Source organism: Paracoccus sp. (in: a-proteobacteria), from assembly GCF_030604785.1.
GTDB lineage: Bacteria > Pseudomonadota > Alphaproteobacteria > Rhodobacterales > Rhodobacteraceae > Paracoccus.
Genome location: NZ_JAUVVF010000015.1, coordinates 15,899 through 29,104 on the forward strand (window position 1 = coordinate 15,899; position 13,206 = coordinate 29,104).

Consider the following 13,206-nt stretch of genomic DNA (forward strand, 5'->3'; position numbering starts at 1 on the left):
CTTGGGGCATAGGGCGCGCTTTCATCCGGACGACGGGCTGGCTAAGTTCGGCCACGTGATAGCAGCCAAGGCAACGATGTCCCAGACCCCGCCTTATCCGACCGGACCGACAGGACGTCGCGGCAAGGGCTTCCGCCCCGCCGCCAGTCTGCTGGCCGCGCGGGTGCAGAAGGCGGCCGAAGGGCGCGGTTTCGCCGTGTCGCGCCTGTTGACCCACTGGCCCGAGATCGTCGGCGCCGATCTGGCCGCCGTGACGCGACCCGTCCGCATCAGCCACGGCCGCGGCAGCTTCGGCGCCACGCTGACGCTGCTGACCACGGGCCCCATGGCGCCCATGGTCGAGATGCGCCTGCCCGAGCTGCGCGACAAGGTGAATGCCTGCTACGGCTACAACGCGATCCAGCGCGTCACGCTGACCCAGACCGCCGCGCAGGGCTTTGCCGAGGGGCAGGCCAGCTTTGCCCACCGGCCCAAGGCCGCCCCCCCGCCCGACCCGGCAATGCAGGCCGAGGCCGCGGGGATCGCCGCCCAGTTCACCGATCCGACCCTGGCCGAGGCGATGGCGCGACTGGCGCTGAATGTCTCGGGCCGCAACAAGACCAAGACCCTGAAAGGATAATTCATGTTCCTTCGCCATCTCGTGGCCCCTGCCGCCACCGCGATCACCCTGGCCCTTGCGGCGCCCGCTCTGGCCCAGGACGCCCAGCCCGATACCCTGCCCGACATCGCGCTTGGCGCCGAGGACGCGCCGCTGACCGTGATCGAATATGCCAGCTTCACCTGCGGGCATTGCGCGAACTTCCACAACAACGTCTTTCCCGAACTGAAGGCCGAGTTCATCGATACCGGCCAGGTCCGCTTCGTGCAGCGCGATGTCTATTTCGATCAGGTCGGCCTCTGGGCGGGCATTCTGGCGCGCTGCGGCGGCGATGACCGCTATTACGCGATCTCGCACATGTTGTTCGAGGATCAGGCATCCTGGGCGCAGGGCGGCTCGGGCGACGAGATCGCGGCCGGCCTGCGCCGCATCGGCCTCAAGGCGGGGCTCAGCGACGACCAGATGACCGCCTGCTGGGACGACACCGCCAAGGTCGAGCAGCTTGTGGCGACCTTCCAGGCCAATGCCACCGCCGACGGGATCGAGGCGACGCCGACCTTCATCATCGGCGGCGAGAAGGTGCCGAACCAGTCCTGGGACAGCATGCGTTCGCTGATCCAGGCCAAGCTGGACGAGGCGGCCGAAGAAGCGCCCGCCGAATGACGCCTCTGGCCGGTATCCGCGTCGTCGAACTGGCGCGGATCCTCGCCGGGCCCTGGGCCGGTCAGATCCTGGCCGATCTGGGGGCCGAGGTGATCAAGGTGGAAGCCCCCGAAGGCGACGATACGCGCCGTTGGGGGCCGCCCTTCATCGACCACAAGGGGCAGCGCAGCGCGGCCTATTTCCATGCCGCGAACCGGGGCAAGGCCTCGGTCGTCGCCGATTTCCGCACGCCCGAGGGTCAGGCCCGCGTCCGCGATCTGGTGCGCGACGCCGATGTGGTGATCGAGAATTTCAAGGTCGGGGGGCTGGCGAAATACGGGCTGGATTATCCCGCATTGTCGGCGCTGAACCCGCGCCTGATCTATTGCAGCGTGACCGGCTTCGGCCAGACCGGCCCCTATGCGCACCGGGCGGGCTACGACTACATCATCCAAGGCATGTCCGGCCTGATGAGCGTGACGGGCGATCCCTCGACCCAGCCGCAAAAGGTCGGCGTGGCCGTCACGGACCTGTTCACGGGCGTCTATGCCGCGACCGGCATTCTGGCGGCGCTGCACCAGCGGGGGCGGACCGGGCGCGGGCAGCAGATCGACATGGCGCTGATGGATGTGGCCGTCTCGGTCATGGCCAATCAGGCGATGAACTATCTGGCCAGCGGCACGCCGCCCGGCCGGATGGGCAACGCGCATCCCAACCTTGTGCCCTATGCGGTCTTCGACTGCGCCGATGGCTGGATCATCATCGCCACCGGCAATGACGCGCAGTTCCGCAGGCTCTGCGCGGTCCTCGGCCTGCCCGCCTTGGCCGGGGCGCCCGATTACGCGACCAATGCTCTGCGGATCACCCATCGCGAGGCGCTGACCGCCAGCCTGACCGCCGTCACGCGGGGCTGGCGGCGCGACGATCTGCTGGCCGCGCTGGAGGCCGAGGGCGTTCCCGCCGGGCCGATCAACGACATGGCCGATGTCTTCGCCGATCCCCAGGTGATCGCGCGCGGCCTGAGGATCGACCCCGAGGGCGTGCCGGGCGTCCGCCTGCCGATCACGTTCTCGGACGCGGCGCTGGATCTGGGCCGCGCCTCGCCCGCGCTCGGGCAGGACGATCCGGGCGGCTCGGCGCCGGGCGGCGGCGGCGATTGATCTTGCGCGTTTTCTGATTCACCCTGAGCCTGCGGCGGGACGCCGCGGGTAAATGGGGCAGACCATCATGTTCAAGGAATTCCGCACCTTCATCGCGCGCGGCAATGTCATCGACCTGGCCGTCGGCATCATCATCGGCGCGGCCTTCACCGCCATCGTCAACTCGCTTGTCGGGGACCTGATCAACCCGATTCTGGGGCTGCTGACGGGCGGCATCGACTTCACCAATCAGTATGTCGTCCTGTCGGGCAACGTCCCCGATGGCGCCAGCCTGGAGGCCGCGCGCAATTCCGGCGCGGCGGTCTTTGCCTATGGCGCCTTCCTGATGGCGGTGCTGAATTTCCTGATCATCGCCTGGGCGGTGTTCCTGCTGGTCAAGGCGGTGAACCGCATCCAGACGGCGGCGATCAGGAAAGAGGAAGCCCCCGCGCCCGCCCCCGCCGGTCCCAGCCAGGAGGAATTGCTTGCCCAGATCCGCGACCTGCTGGCCGACCGCGCCACCCGCATCTGAACGCGCGACCGCGCCGGGGCCGGCCGGCGTGCCGGCCCCGGCGCCTGTGCCCGGCGCTACAGGCCCAGCAGCGCCTCGGGCGTGACGGCGTCGATGCCAAGTGCTTCGCCCACAGGGATCGAGGTCAGCTGCCCCTCATGCGTGGAAAGGCCCGCCCGAAGATGCGGATCGTCCGTCACCGCCTGCCGCCAGCCCTTGTCGGCCAGCGCCAGAAGATGCGGCATCGTCAAATTTCCAAGCGCCTGGGTCGAGGTGCGGGCCACCGCGCCGGGCATGTTGGCCACGCAGTAATGGATGATGCCGTCGACCTCGTAGATCGGGTCCTGATGGGTGGTGGCGCGCGACGTCTCGAAGCAGCCGCCCTGGTCGATGGCCACATCCACCAGGACCGCGCCCTGCGGCATGGTCGCAAGCTGTTCACGGCTGATCAGCTTCGGCGCCGCTGCCCCGGGGATCAGCACGGCGCCGATGACCATGTCGGCGCGGGTGATCGCCTCGGCCGTCGCCGGACCACTGGCGAACTGGGTGGTCAGCTTGCCCATGAAAATGTCGTCCAGATAGGACAGGCGCGGCACCGACCGGTCCATGACCGTGACATTCGCGCCCATCCCCACCGCGACCCGTGCCGCCGCCGCGCCCACGACCCCGCCGCCGATGATCACCACATTGGCAGGCCGGACCCCCGGCACCCCGCCCAGCAGCACGCCGCGCCCGCCATTGGCCTTCTGCAGCGCCCATGACCCGACCTGAGGCGCCAGACGCCCCGCCACCTCGGACATGGGCGCCAGCAGGGGCAGCCCCCCGCGCGCATCGGTCACGGTCTCGTAGGCGATGGCGGTGACGCCGCTTTTCAGCAGGTCACGGGTCTGCGGCTCGTCGGGGGCCAGATGCAGATAGGTGAACAGGATCTGCCCCTTGCGCAGCATCGCCCGCTCGGCCGCCTGCGGTTCCTTGACCTTGATGACCAGATCCGCCTCGGCGAAGACCGTCGCCGCGTCGGGCGCGATCTGTGCACCCGCCTTGGTGTAATCCTCATCCTCGAAACCCGCGCCCAGCCCCGCGCCGGTCTCGACCAGCACCTGATGGCCGCGCGCCACGGCCTCGGCGGCGGCGGCGGGGGTCAGGCCCACGCGGAATTCCTGCGGCTTGATTTCCTTCGGACAACCGATCTTCATGATTTTCCTCCCTATTTTCCGCCATGGTGCCAGCATGAACGCGCAAGGTGCTGCGAAGATGCGCCGCGCCCTGCCAAGGCGGTGCAAGATCCTTCTGGCAAAGCGCCGGTTGATCGAAGAAACTGCGCCCATGGCCGAACTGGACGCAATAGACCGCCGAATCCTGTCCCTGCTTCAGAAAGAGGGGCGAATCAGCAATGCCGAGCTGGCGCTGCGGGTGCATCTGTCGCCCTCGGCCTGTCACCGCCGGGTCCAGCGGCTGGAGGAATCGGGCGTGATCTCGGCCTATGTGGCGCTGCTGGATGCCCGCGCCCTGCGCCGCCAGACGACCGTCTTCGTGGAAATCACCCTGTCGGGGCAGGCCGACGAGGTGCTCGAGGCGTTCGAGCGCGGCGTCGCCCAGATCCCCGACGTGTTGGAATGCCACCTGATGGCGGGGACGGCGGATTACCTGCTCAAGATCGTGGTCGAGGATACCGACGATTTCGCGCGCATCCACCGCCAGCATCTGGCGCGCCTGCCGGGCGTCGCGCAGATGCATTCCAGCTTCGCGCTGCGCACCGTGTTCCGCACAACGGCGATCCCGGTCTGACGGCCGGTCAAGCGGCTGACGGCAAAAGAAAACCCCCGCGACACGGCGTCGCGGGGGTTTTCGGATTACACAAGATCGCGTCGTCTTACAGTGCGCCTTCGCGCTGTGCCTTTTTACGGGCCAGCTTGCGGGCGCGGCGAACGGCCTCGGCCTTTTCACGGGCTTTCTTGACCGACGGCTTCTCGAAATGCTGCTTGAGCTTCATTTCGCGGAAGACACCTTCGCGCTGAAGTTTCTTCTTCAGGGCGCGGAGCGCCTGTTCGACGTTGTTGTCGCGAACATTGACCTGCATGTGGTTGTCACCACCTTCCTAGGTTAGAGTTGATCGAATTGCAGGAAGCGCCCCGTTATCACCGGCGGGGGCATTTGTCCAGAGACGAGGCAGGCCATGACACAGACCGACCGGGATGCGCTGATCGACGCGGCGCTGATCCACGTGCCCTTCGAGGGGATGAACCGCGACGCCATCGCGGCAGGGGCGCGCGATATCGGCATGGACCCGGCGCTGGTCGCGGTGCATCTGCCGCGCGGCGGCGCCGATCTGGCGGCGGCCTATCACCGGCGCGGCGACGGCGCGCTTCGGCGTGCGCTGTCGCTGAACCCGCCCGAGGGCCGGTTCCGCGACCGCGTGGCCCAGGCCGTATGGCGTCGGCTGGAACTCTCGGACCCGGAACTGGTGCGCGCGGGCGCGACGGTTCTCGCCCTGCCGCAGAACAGCGCGCTGGCCGCGCGTCTGGTCTGGGAAAGCGCCGACGTGATCTGGACCGGGCTCGGCGATCCCTCGGACGACCTGAACTGGTATTCCAAGCGGGCGATCCTGTCGGGCGTGATCTCGGCCAGCGTGCTCTACTGGCTGGGCGACGAATCCGAAGGCCATGCCGAGACGCGCGCCTTCATCGACCGTCGGATCGACGGCGTGATGCGCTTCGAATCGGTCAAGGCGCAGATCCGCAAGCTTCCCGGCGCCGACCGGCTGGCCAAGGCGGCCTTCGGCTGGGTGCGCGCGCCCCGGCCGCGCGCTCTGCCCGGTCACGGCCACTGAGGGCCCGCGATGATCCCCGACACGATGAAGGCGGTCGAGATCGCCGCCCCCGGCGCCGCCGACCAGCTGCGCCCGACCACGCGCCCCGTACCCGTGCCCTGCCACGACCAGATCCTGATCCGGCTGGCCTATGCCGGGGTGAACCGCCCCGACGTGCTGCAACGCGCGGGGGCCTATGACCCGCCGCCGGGCGCCTCGGACCTGCCCGGCCTCGAATGCGCCGGAGAGATCGTCGGCATGGGCGCGGGCGTGACCCGCTGGCGCAAGGGCGAACAGGTCTGCGCCTTGCTGCCCGGCGGCGGCTATGCCGAATACGCGGTCTGCCACGCCGACCACGCGCTGCGCATCCCCCACGGCATGACCGCGCGAGAGGCCGCCTGCCTGCCCGAAACCGCCTTCACCATCTGGTCGAACGTGGTCCAGCGCGGCCGCCTGACCGGGGGCGAACGCTTCCTCGTCCATGGCGGCTCGTCCGGCATCGGCATGATGGCGATCCAGGTGGCCCGCGCGCTTGGCGCCCGCGTCTTCGCCACCGCCGGCAGCGAGGCGAAATGCGATGCCATCCGCGCCCTCGGCGCGACCGCCATCAACTACCGCAGCGAGGATTTCACCCGCATCCTGCGCGATGCGGGCGGGGCGAACCTGATCCTCGACATGGTGGGCGGCAGCTACATCCCGCGCAACATCAAGGCCCTGGCCCAGGACGGGCGGCTGGTCATGATCGCCTTCCTCGAAGGCCCCAAGGTCGAACTGAACTTCGCCCAGATCATGGTGAACCGTCTGACCGTGACCGGCTCGACCCTGCGCCCGCAATCCGACGTGGCCAAGGCCGAACTGGCCGACGCTCTGCGCAAGCAGCTCTGGCCGATGATCGGGCAGGGCGCGGTCAGCGTCACGATCGACAGCGAATTCGCGCTGGATCAGGCCGCCGGGGCGCATCGCCGGATGGAAAGCAGCGAGCATATCGGCAAGATCGTCCTCAGGATCGCCGACGACACCTGATCGCGCCACGCGCCTCTTTGCCTTGGTGCAAATATCCTCGGGGGGTCCGGGGGGCGAAGCGCCCCCGGCCGTCGCGGGACGCAAGGGGCGGTGACCGCAGGCGCAGGCGCGGCTTCAGCGCGGCGCCTCCATCACGATGCGCGCTCGTCCGCAATCGCGCCGCACATCGGGCGCGCAGCGGCGCGGCTCCAGATCGCGGGTCAGGCAGATGCACAGCTCGGTCAGCGCGCCGTCGCGGCAGATCACCGTCACGCCGTCTGCCTCCAGCATCGGGTTCGCCTCCAGGATTGCCTGCTCGATCACAAGCGGCGGCAGGCTCACATCGCGCGGCAGCCGCTCGAGGATCTCGGGGATCGCGATGCTGCCGGCCGCCTGGCGCGTGGCATCGAAATAGCCGGCGGCAGGCAGGTCGCTGCATCGGCCATGCTTCTGCCATTGATGCCAGGCCAGCCCGGCCGAGCCCATCACATCAGCCATCGCAGCCGTCTCGCGGCGAGACGGGTCGCGGTGGCGGCTTCGGCAATATTCGGGCCAACCCTCTTCGTTCTGGGGCCAGAGCCCGTGCACCGTGAAGCCCCGGCCGGTGCCGGGTGCACATTCCGCTGCGCCGCGCGCATCGCCGGTTCGGCTGCACCAGGCGGGCTGCCATGACAGCGCCAGGATGTAATAGTCGAAGCGGCCCGCCACGTCGCGGGAATGCGCGGCAACGGGCATCCACAGGGCGGCAAGCAGCGCCAAAGCGGGGGTCAGAACGGAACGCATCAGGCGAGCCTAGCGCGGCAAAAGCGGCTGACAAGCGGCTTTGCGCATGAATCCTCTTTTCCCCGCAGCCTGAAAACGCTATATCCCCCGGCAATTCCCCCGACACCCGAGGAATGGCGCCCGCCGAAAGCCGATTTCCCGGCCCAAGCCCTCCATGGTCAGGGACCACGATGCGAAGGAGACTGACATGAGCAAGCCGCTGATGGCCAAGGCCACTGCCGTCTGGCTGGTGGACAACACCACGCTCAGCTTCAAGCAGATCGGCGATTTCTGCGGTCTGCACGAGCTTGAGGTCCAGGGCATCGCCGATGGCGATGTGGCGATGGGCGTGAAGGGTTACGACCCCGTCGCCTCGAACCAGCTTGACCCCGAAGAGATCAAGCGCGGCGAGGCGAGCCCCGCCTACAAGCTGCGGCTGAAGCACAACCCCGCCGCCGAAGGCGAGGAAAAGCGCCGCGGGCCGCGCTACACGCCCCTGTCCAAGCGTCAGGACCGCCCGAACGCGATCCTGTGGCTGGTCAAGTTCCACCCGGAACTGGCGGATGCGCAGATCGCCAAGCTGGTCGGCACGACGAAGCCCACCATCACCTCGATCCGCGAGCGCACGCACTGGAACATCCAGAACATGCAGCCGATCGACCCGGTCGCGCTTGGCCTCTGCCGCCAGACCGAACTGGACGCCGCCGTCCAGAAGGCTGCCAAGAAGAAGGCCGCCGAGGGTGGCGTGATGACCGATGACGAACGCCGCATGCTGGTCAGCACCGAAACCTCGCTGGCCATGTCGGACGAGCCGCGCCTGCCCAGCTCGATCGCCGGTCTGGAGAACTTCAGCCTGACCCGCGAAGAGAAGAAGCCCGAGGCTGAACTGGATGCCGACAGCTTCTTCAATCTGCCCGACAATGACGATGACGAAGATGACGAGGATGATAACGGCCGCCGCTGAGCCGCCTCACATCAAAAAAGGCCGGGCGATTGCCCGGCCTTTTGCGTTCTGCCCGATGCGCGGTCAGGCGCGGCTGCGGCCGCTGATCGCGCGGACCAGCCAGATCAGGATCACCGCGCCGATCACCGCGACGATCAGTTGGCCGATGATGCCACCAAGCGTGGCGTCGAACAGCAGGCGGAACAGCCAGTTGCCCAGCAGCGCGCCGACGATGCCCAGAACGATGTTCAGCAGCAGCGTATGGTCTCCCTTCATGATGCGCTCGGCGATCCAGCCTGCCAGCGCACCAAGGATGATCGTCATGATCCAGCCGAAACCTTCCATGTCTTTGCCCCTTCGTCAGGTTGTGGGGCGCGTCCCTGCGACGGCCCGTCGCAGCGATAATGCCGCAACGGGCCAATGCGTTCCCTTGCAGGGTCGGGACCGGATCCGGCAGGCGGTCAGACCGACAGGCAGATATACTTCATCTCGAGGAAATCCTCGGCCCCGTGGCGGCTGCCCTCGCGGCCAAGGCCCGATTGCTTGACCCCGCCGAAAGGCGCGACCTCGGTCGAGATGATGCCCGTGTTCACGCCGACAATGCCGTATTCCAGCGCCTCCTGCACGCGGGTGATGCGGCCGATATCGCGGGCGTAGAAGTAGGAGGCCAGGCCGAAGATCGTGTCATTGGCCTTGGCGATCACCTCGTCCTCGGTCTCGAATTTGAACAGGGGGGCAAGGGGGCCGAAGGTTTCCTCGGTCGAGACCTTCATGTCGTCCTTCACGCCCGTCATCACGGTCGGCTCGAAGAACAGGCCCTTGATCCGCTTGCCGCCGGTGACGACTGCCCCGCCGCCATCCAGCACGTCGCGGATATGGTCCTCGACCTTCTCGACGGCGTCCTCGTTGATCAGCGGGCCGGTGGTGACGCCATCCTCAAGCCCGTCGCCCACGCGCAGCTTGTCCACGGCGGCGGCCAGCTTTTTCGCAAAGGCGTCATAGACCCCGGCCTGCACATAGATGCGGTTCGCGCAGACGCAGGTCTGGCCGTTGTTGCGGAATTTCGAGGCCATCGCCCCTTCGACGGCAGCATCCAGATCGGCGTCGTCAAAGACGATGAAGGGCGCGTTGCCGCCCAGCTCCATCGAGCATTTCATCACCTGATCGGCGGCCTGACGCAGCAGGATGCGCCCGACCTCGGTCGAGCCGGTGAAGGTCAGCTTGCGCACGGTCGGGTTCTCGCAGAATTCCTTGCCGATATCGCTGGCCCGCGACGAGGTGACGACCGACAGGATGCCCTTGGGCAGGCCCGCGCGTTCCCCCAGCACCGCCATGGCCAGCGCCGATAGCGGCGTTTCCGCCGCCGGGCGTGCGACGAAGCCGCAGCCCACCGCCAAAGCGGGCGCGGCCTTGCGCGCGATCATGGCGTTGGGGAAGTTCCAGGGCGTGATCGAGCCCACCACGCCGATCGGCTGGCGGATCACGGTGATGCGCTTGTCGCGCATATGGCCGGGGATCGTCTCGCCATAGATGCGCTTGGCCTCTTCGCCGAACCACTCGATGAAGCTGGCGCCATAGGCGATCTCGCCCTTGGCCTCGGCCAGGGGCTTGCCCATCTCGGCGGTCAGGATAGTGCCCAGATCGTCCTGATTGGCCATCATCAGGTCGAACCACTTTCGCATGACCTGTGCGCGTTCCTTGGCGGGGCGGGCGGCCCAGTCCTTCATCGCGGCCTCGGCGGCGGCGATAGCGCGTGCGGTCTCGGCCCGGCCCAGATCGGCGACGCGGGCGATCACGTCTCCGCGTGCGGGGTTCGTCACCTCGAATGTGGCGCCGTCATCGGCATCGACCCATTCGCCCGCCACGAAGGCGCGCGTTTCCAGCAGCGAGGGATCTTTCAGCAGGGCCTTCAGGTCGGTGTCTTGCGCGGTCATGGCTGCCTCATCGGGGTTCTTGCGGGGGCATGATGACCATGCGCCCGACAGGTTGTCAAAGCGGGTTGAACCAAAACGGCCCGGCCTGCGTTCCAGTGGCAATCGCCAGGCTGTCCCTCTTGGCGATCTCTCTGGAGGGCGGCGCGTTTCCCCGCGCCGCCCGTTCCATGTCAGGCCATCCGCCAGCAGGGTTGCAGATCGCCGGGCGCCGGACGCGCGGCAAAGACCGCCCGCGCAATCGCCCGCGCCAGAACCGCAGCCCCCGCATGGCCAAGCGCGAAGCTGTCCAGCGGATCGGCCAGGGGCCGCGCCCCGGTTGAGGCCGCAAAGACCAGATCGCCGTCCAAAGGCGTGTGGCTGGGCACCAGCGCGCGCGCCATGCCGTCATGGGACGCGACCGCCAGCCGTTGCAGCGCCGCCTTGTCCAAGGCCGCATCGGTGGCGACGATGGCGATGGTCGTCGCCTCGCCCAGCCGCTTTGTCGGGGGCGGCTCGAGGTCGGCGGGAAAGGTCGCGGGCAGGCCGAGGCCGCCGAATTCGTCGCCCATCTCCCACGGGGCGGCCCAGAAATGGCGGCTATCCCCGACATTCGCCTGGCCGAGCGCGTTCACCACGACCAGCGCGCCGATGGTCGCCCCCGTGCTGAGCACCGCCGAGGCCGAACCGACCCCGCCCTTGAGGGTGCCCGTCATCGCCCCGATCCCCGCGCCGTGGCTGCCAAGCGCGAAATCCGCGCCGGCCCTCTGCCACGCGGCTTGCCCAAGCGCAGGATAGGGGTTCTGCCGCCAATCCTTGTCGCCGCCATTCAGCAGGTCAAAGACGATGGCGCCCGGCACGATGGGCACGCGCGCGGGGCCGACCGCAAAGCCGCGCCCGGCCTGATGTAGCGCCTCCATCACGCCGTCGCAGGCCGCAAGGCCAAAGGCCGAGCCGCCAGACAGGACCAGCGCATCCACGCCCGGCACCAGCTTGTCGGGGGCCAGAAGGTCGGTCTCGCGCGTGCCGGGCGCTCCGCCCATCACATGGACGCTGGCCGCGAAGGGCGCGTCGGCGGTCAGCACCGTCACCCCTGATTTCAGGCGCGCATCATCGGCATGGCCGACGCGCAGACCGGCCACGTCCGTGATCAGGTTGCGGGGACCGGGCCTCATCCCATCGCCTTGGCGCGGATTTCCGACAGGGTGGCGAAGCTGGTCAGCGCCTCGGGGTCCAGCGCCAGTTCGACCACCGCGAAGCGCCCCGAATCGCGCGCCCGCCCGAAGGCTTCGGCGAAATCCTCGTTCCGGGTGACGCGCTCGCCATGTCCGCCATAGGCGCGGGCCAGCGCGGCAAAGTCGGGATTGGCGAGATCCGTCCCCGAGACGCGGCCCGGATAGGTTTTTTCCTGATGCATCCGGATCGTGCCATAGCGGCCGTTATTCGCCACGATCACGATGGGCGTCGCGCCGTGCTGGGCGGCGGTCGAAAGCTCGTTCAGGGTCATCTGGAAGCAGCCGTCGCCCGCCATCGTCACCACGACCCGCCCGGGATGGGCCAGCGAGGCCGCGATCCCGGCAGGCAGGCCATAGCCCATCGACCCCGAGGTCGGCGCGATCTGCGTCCGCGCCCGCTTGAAGCGGAAATAGCGATGGACAAACGCCGCGTAATTGCCCGCGCCGTTGGTGATGATCGCATCCTCGGGCAGGTTCGCGGACAGCCAGCAGACGACCTGTTCCATCGTGACCTCGCCCGGCGTGGGGCGGGGCGTCTGCCAATCCTCGTAATGGGCGCGCAGGCTGGCGGTCCAGTCGTCCCACCGGCGCGGGGCGGGGCTCTCCGCCAGCGCCTGAAGCGCGGCGCGCGGGCAGGCCGGGATGCCTGGATCGGCACGCCACAGGCGCCCGATCTCGTCAGGCGCGGCGCTGACATGGATGATGCGCCGCCCCTGCGCCGAGGGGTGCATCAGCGTATAGCCCCCCGTCAGCGTGTCCCCCATCCGCGAGCCGAGCGACAGGATGCAATCGGCCTGCCGCAGGGCCTCGCCCATGCGGGTGTTCATGCCGACGCCCAGATCGCCCCCGTAATTGGGATGGCGGTTGTCCATGTAATCCTGCCGCCGGAAGGGCACGGCGACGGGCAGGCCCCAGCCTTCGGCAAAGGCGACCAGCCTGTCGGCATCGTCCTGCGACCACAGCGCGCCGCCGGGAATGACCAGGGGGCGCTCGGACGCGGCCAGCGCATCGCGGATCGCCTCCAGCTGGGCGGACGCGATGCCCGCGACGGGGCGAGGCGCGGGGGGCAGGTCGGGGATGGCGGCGCTGGCCGCCAGCATGTCCTCGGGCAGGGCCAGAACGACGGGGCCGGGGCGGCCCGATTGCGCCAGATCGAAGGCGCGGGCGATGTATTCGGGAATGCGGTCGGTCTGGTCGATCTGGGCGACCCATTTCGCCAGCCCGCCGAACATCTGGCGGTAATCCACCTCCTGAAAGGCGTCGCGGTCGCGGTCCTCGCGCGCGATCTGGCCGATGAACAGGATCATCGGCGTGGAATCCTGCTGGGCGACATGGACGCCCGCGCTGGCATTCGTGGCGCCGGGGCCGCGCGTGACGAAGCAGATGCCGGGGCGCCCGGTCAGCTTGCCCGTGGCCTCGGCCATCATCGCCGCGCCGCCCTCGTGGCGGCAGACGACATTCTGGATGCCCGCATCGTGCAGCCCGTCCAGCACCGCCAGAAAGCTTTCCCCCGGCACCGAAAAGACCCGCCCCACGCCATGCGCGCGCAGCGCATCGACCAGGATCTGTCCGCCATGTCGCATCATCCACCCCCTTGCTTTCCGGGCGCAGGCTGGCCCATCGCGGCGCCGGGCGCAACCGGCCGCCCTTTACAG

General features: G+C 68.5%; 15 protein-coding genes. 8 read left to right on the forward strand and 7 right to left on the reverse strand.

Annotation, left to right across the window (positions count from 1 at the left end; translation table 11 throughout):
• Positions 1-76 precede the first annotated feature (76 nt).
• From QAR72_RS06830 to mscL, 4 genes are all read left to right on the forward strand, one after another.
• Entirely contained in the window at positions 77-619 is a 543-nt protein-coding gene (locus tag QAR72_RS06830; RefSeq protein ID WP_304616615.1) for a DUF721 domain-containing protein, read from the forward strand.
• Between the two features lie 3 nt (positions 620-622).
• Positions 623-1,261: a DsbA family protein gene (locus QAR72_RS06835; RefSeq protein ID WP_304616616.1), complete on the forward strand. Its 639-nt coding sequence runs from the start codon at positions 623-625 to the stop codon at positions 1,259-1,261.
• On the forward strand, positions 1,258-2,400 hold the full coding sequence (locus QAR72_RS06840; protein WP_304616617.1) for a CaiB/BaiF CoA transferase family protein: 1,143 nt from the start codon (positions 1,258-1,260) through the stop codon (positions 2,398-2,400). Before QAR72_RS06835 ends, QAR72_RS06840 begins: the two co-directional genes overlap by 4 nt.
• Positions 2,401-2,467: 67 nt before the next feature.
• A complete protein-coding gene (gene mscL, locus QAR72_RS06845) occupies positions 2,468-2,911 on the forward strand; it encodes a large conductance mechanosensitive channel protein MscL (protein ID WP_304616653.1) in 444 nt (147 codons plus the stop codon).
• Positions 2,912-2,967: 56 nt separating this feature from the next.
• Here mscL and ald read toward each other — a convergent pair whose 3' ends face one another.
• Positions 2,968-4,086, reverse strand: coding sequence for an alanine dehydrogenase (gene ald, locus QAR72_RS06850; protein ID WP_304616618.1), 1,119 nt, complete (start codon positions 4,084-4,086; stop codon positions 2,968-2,970).
• A gap of 130 nt (positions 4,087-4,216) precedes the next feature.
• Here ald and QAR72_RS06855 point away from each other — a divergent pair, with 130 nt between their 5' ends.
• Positions 4,217-4,678 carry an Lrp/AsnC family transcriptional regulator gene (locus QAR72_RS06855; protein ID WP_219828823.1) on the forward strand — a complete coding sequence of 154 codons (462 nt, stop codon included), beginning with the start codon at positions 4,217-4,219 and terminating at the stop codon, positions 4,676-4,678.
• An 85-nt stretch (positions 4,679-4,763) separates the two neighbouring features.
• On the opposite strand, the gene rpsU is transcribed toward QAR72_RS06855, so the two are convergent.
• Positions 4,764-4,970 (reverse strand): 30S ribosomal protein S21, encoded by a 207-nt coding sequence (rpsU, locus tag QAR72_RS06860; protein WP_081994671.1) that lies wholly within the window; start codon positions 4,968-4,970, stop codon positions 4,764-4,766.
• Positions 4,971-5,066: 96 nt separating this feature from the next.
• On the opposite strand from rpsU, the gene QAR72_RS06865 reads away from it, so the two are divergent.
• Positions 5,067-5,720: a COQ9 family protein gene (locus tag QAR72_RS06865; RefSeq protein WP_304616619.1), complete on the forward strand. Its 654-nt coding sequence runs from the start codon at positions 5,067-5,069 to the stop codon at positions 5,718-5,720.
• 9 nt (positions 5,721-5,729) lie between these two features.
• Complete coding sequence (locus QAR72_RS06870) at positions 5,730-6,722, forward strand: NAD(P)H-quinone oxidoreductase (RefSeq protein ID WP_304616620.1); 993 nt, start codon at positions 5,730-5,732, stop codon at positions 6,720-6,722.
• 114 nt (positions 6,723-6,836) lie between these two features.
• Here the strand turns inward: QAR72_RS06870 and QAR72_RS06875 are convergent, their stop codons facing one another.
• Positions 6,837-7,484 carry a ribonuclease T2 gene (locus QAR72_RS06875; protein ID WP_304616621.1) on the reverse strand — a complete coding sequence of 216 codons (648 nt, stop codon included), beginning with the start codon at positions 7,482-7,484 and terminating at the stop codon, positions 6,837-6,839.
• A 187-nt stretch (positions 7,485-7,671) separates the two neighbouring features.
• Here QAR72_RS06875 and QAR72_RS06880 point away from each other — a divergent pair, with 187 nt between their 5' ends.
• Positions 7,672-8,427 carry a DUF1013 domain-containing protein gene (locus QAR72_RS06880; protein WP_304616622.1) on the forward strand — a complete coding sequence of 252 codons (756 nt, stop codon included), beginning with the start codon at positions 7,672-7,674 and terminating at the stop codon, positions 8,425-8,427.
• 63 nt (positions 8,428-8,490) lie between these two features.
• Here the strand turns inward: QAR72_RS06880 and QAR72_RS06885 are convergent, their stop codons facing one another.
• From QAR72_RS06885 to QAR72_RS06900, 4 genes are all read right to left on the reverse strand, one after another.
• Complete coding sequence (locus QAR72_RS06885) at positions 8,491-8,751, reverse strand: GlsB/YeaQ/YmgE family stress response membrane protein (RefSeq protein ID WP_304616623.1); 261 nt, start codon at positions 8,749-8,751, stop codon at positions 8,491-8,493.
• A 116-nt stretch (positions 8,752-8,867) separates the two neighbouring features.
• Positions 8,868-10,340: an NAD-dependent succinate-semialdehyde dehydrogenase gene (locus tag QAR72_RS06890; protein ID WP_304616624.1), complete on the reverse strand. Its 1,473-nt coding sequence runs from the start codon at positions 10,338-10,340 to the stop codon at positions 8,868-8,870.
• A gap of 170 nt (positions 10,341-10,510) precedes the next feature.
• Positions 10,511-11,491, reverse strand: a complete 981-nt coding sequence (locus QAR72_RS06895; protein WP_304616625.1) for a P1 family peptidase — start codon at positions 11,489-11,491, stop codon at positions 10,511-10,513.
• Positions 11,488-13,134, reverse strand: coding sequence for a thiamine pyrophosphate-binding protein (locus QAR72_RS06900; protein WP_304616626.1), 1,647 nt, complete (start codon positions 13,132-13,134; stop codon positions 11,488-11,490). Before QAR72_RS06900 ends, QAR72_RS06895 begins: the two co-directional genes overlap by 4 nt.
• Positions 13,135-13,206: the final 72 nt, after the last annotated feature.

Coding starts and splice junctions, on each gene's coding strand:
- QAR72_RS06865 (WP_304616619.1), top strand. CDS start 5,067: ATGACACAGACCGACCGGGATGCGCTGATCGACGCGGCGCTGATCCAC.
- ald (WP_304616618.1), bottom strand. CDS start 4,086: ATGAAGATCGGTTGTCCGAAGGAAATCAAGCCGCAGGAATTCCGCGTG.
- QAR72_RS06875 (WP_304616621.1), bottom strand. CDS start 7,484: ATGCGTTCCGTTCTGACCCCCGCTTTGGCGCTGCTTGCCGCCCTGTGG.
- QAR72_RS06835 (WP_304616616.1), top strand. CDS start 623: ATGTTCCTTCGCCATCTCGTGGCCCCTGCCGCCACCGCGATCACCCTG.
- QAR72_RS06880 (WP_304616622.1), top strand. CDS start 7,672: ATGAGCAAGCCGCTGATGGCCAAGGCCACTGCCGTCTGGCTGGTGGAC.
- QAR72_RS06840 (WP_304616617.1), top strand. CDS start 1,258: ATGACGCCTCTGGCCGGTATCCGCGTCGTCGAACTGGCGCGGATCCTC.
- rpsU (WP_081994671.1), bottom strand. CDS start 4,970: ATGCAGGTCAATGTTCGCGACAACAACGTCGAACAGGCGCTCCGCGCC.
- QAR72_RS06855 (WP_219828823.1), top strand. CDS start 4,217: ATGGCCGAACTGGACGCAATAGACCGCCGAATCCTGTCCCTGCTTCAG.
- QAR72_RS06830 (WP_304616615.1), top strand. CDS start 77: ATGTCCCAGACCCCGCCTTATCCGACCGGACCGACAGGACGTCGCGGC.
- QAR72_RS06870 (WP_304616620.1), top strand. CDS start 5,730: ATGATCCCCGACACGATGAAGGCGGTCGAGATCGCCGCCCCCGGCGCC.
- QAR72_RS06885 (WP_304616623.1), bottom strand. CDS start 8,751: ATGGAAGGTTTCGGCTGGATCATGACGATCATCCTTGGTGCGCTGGCA.
- QAR72_RS06900 (WP_304616626.1), bottom strand. CDS start 13,134: ATGCGACATGGCGGACAGATCCTGGTCGATGCGCTGCGCGCGCATGGC.
- QAR72_RS06890 (WP_304616624.1), bottom strand. CDS start 10,340: ATGACCGCGCAAGACACCGACCTGAAGGCCCTGCTGAAAGATCCCTCG.
- QAR72_RS06895 (WP_304616625.1), bottom strand. CDS start 11,491: ATGAGGCCCGGTCCCCGCAACCTGATCACGGACGTGGCCGGTCTGCGC.
- mscL (WP_304616653.1), top strand. CDS start 2,468: ATGTTCAAGGAATTCCGCACCTTCATCGCGCGCGGCAATGTCATCGAC.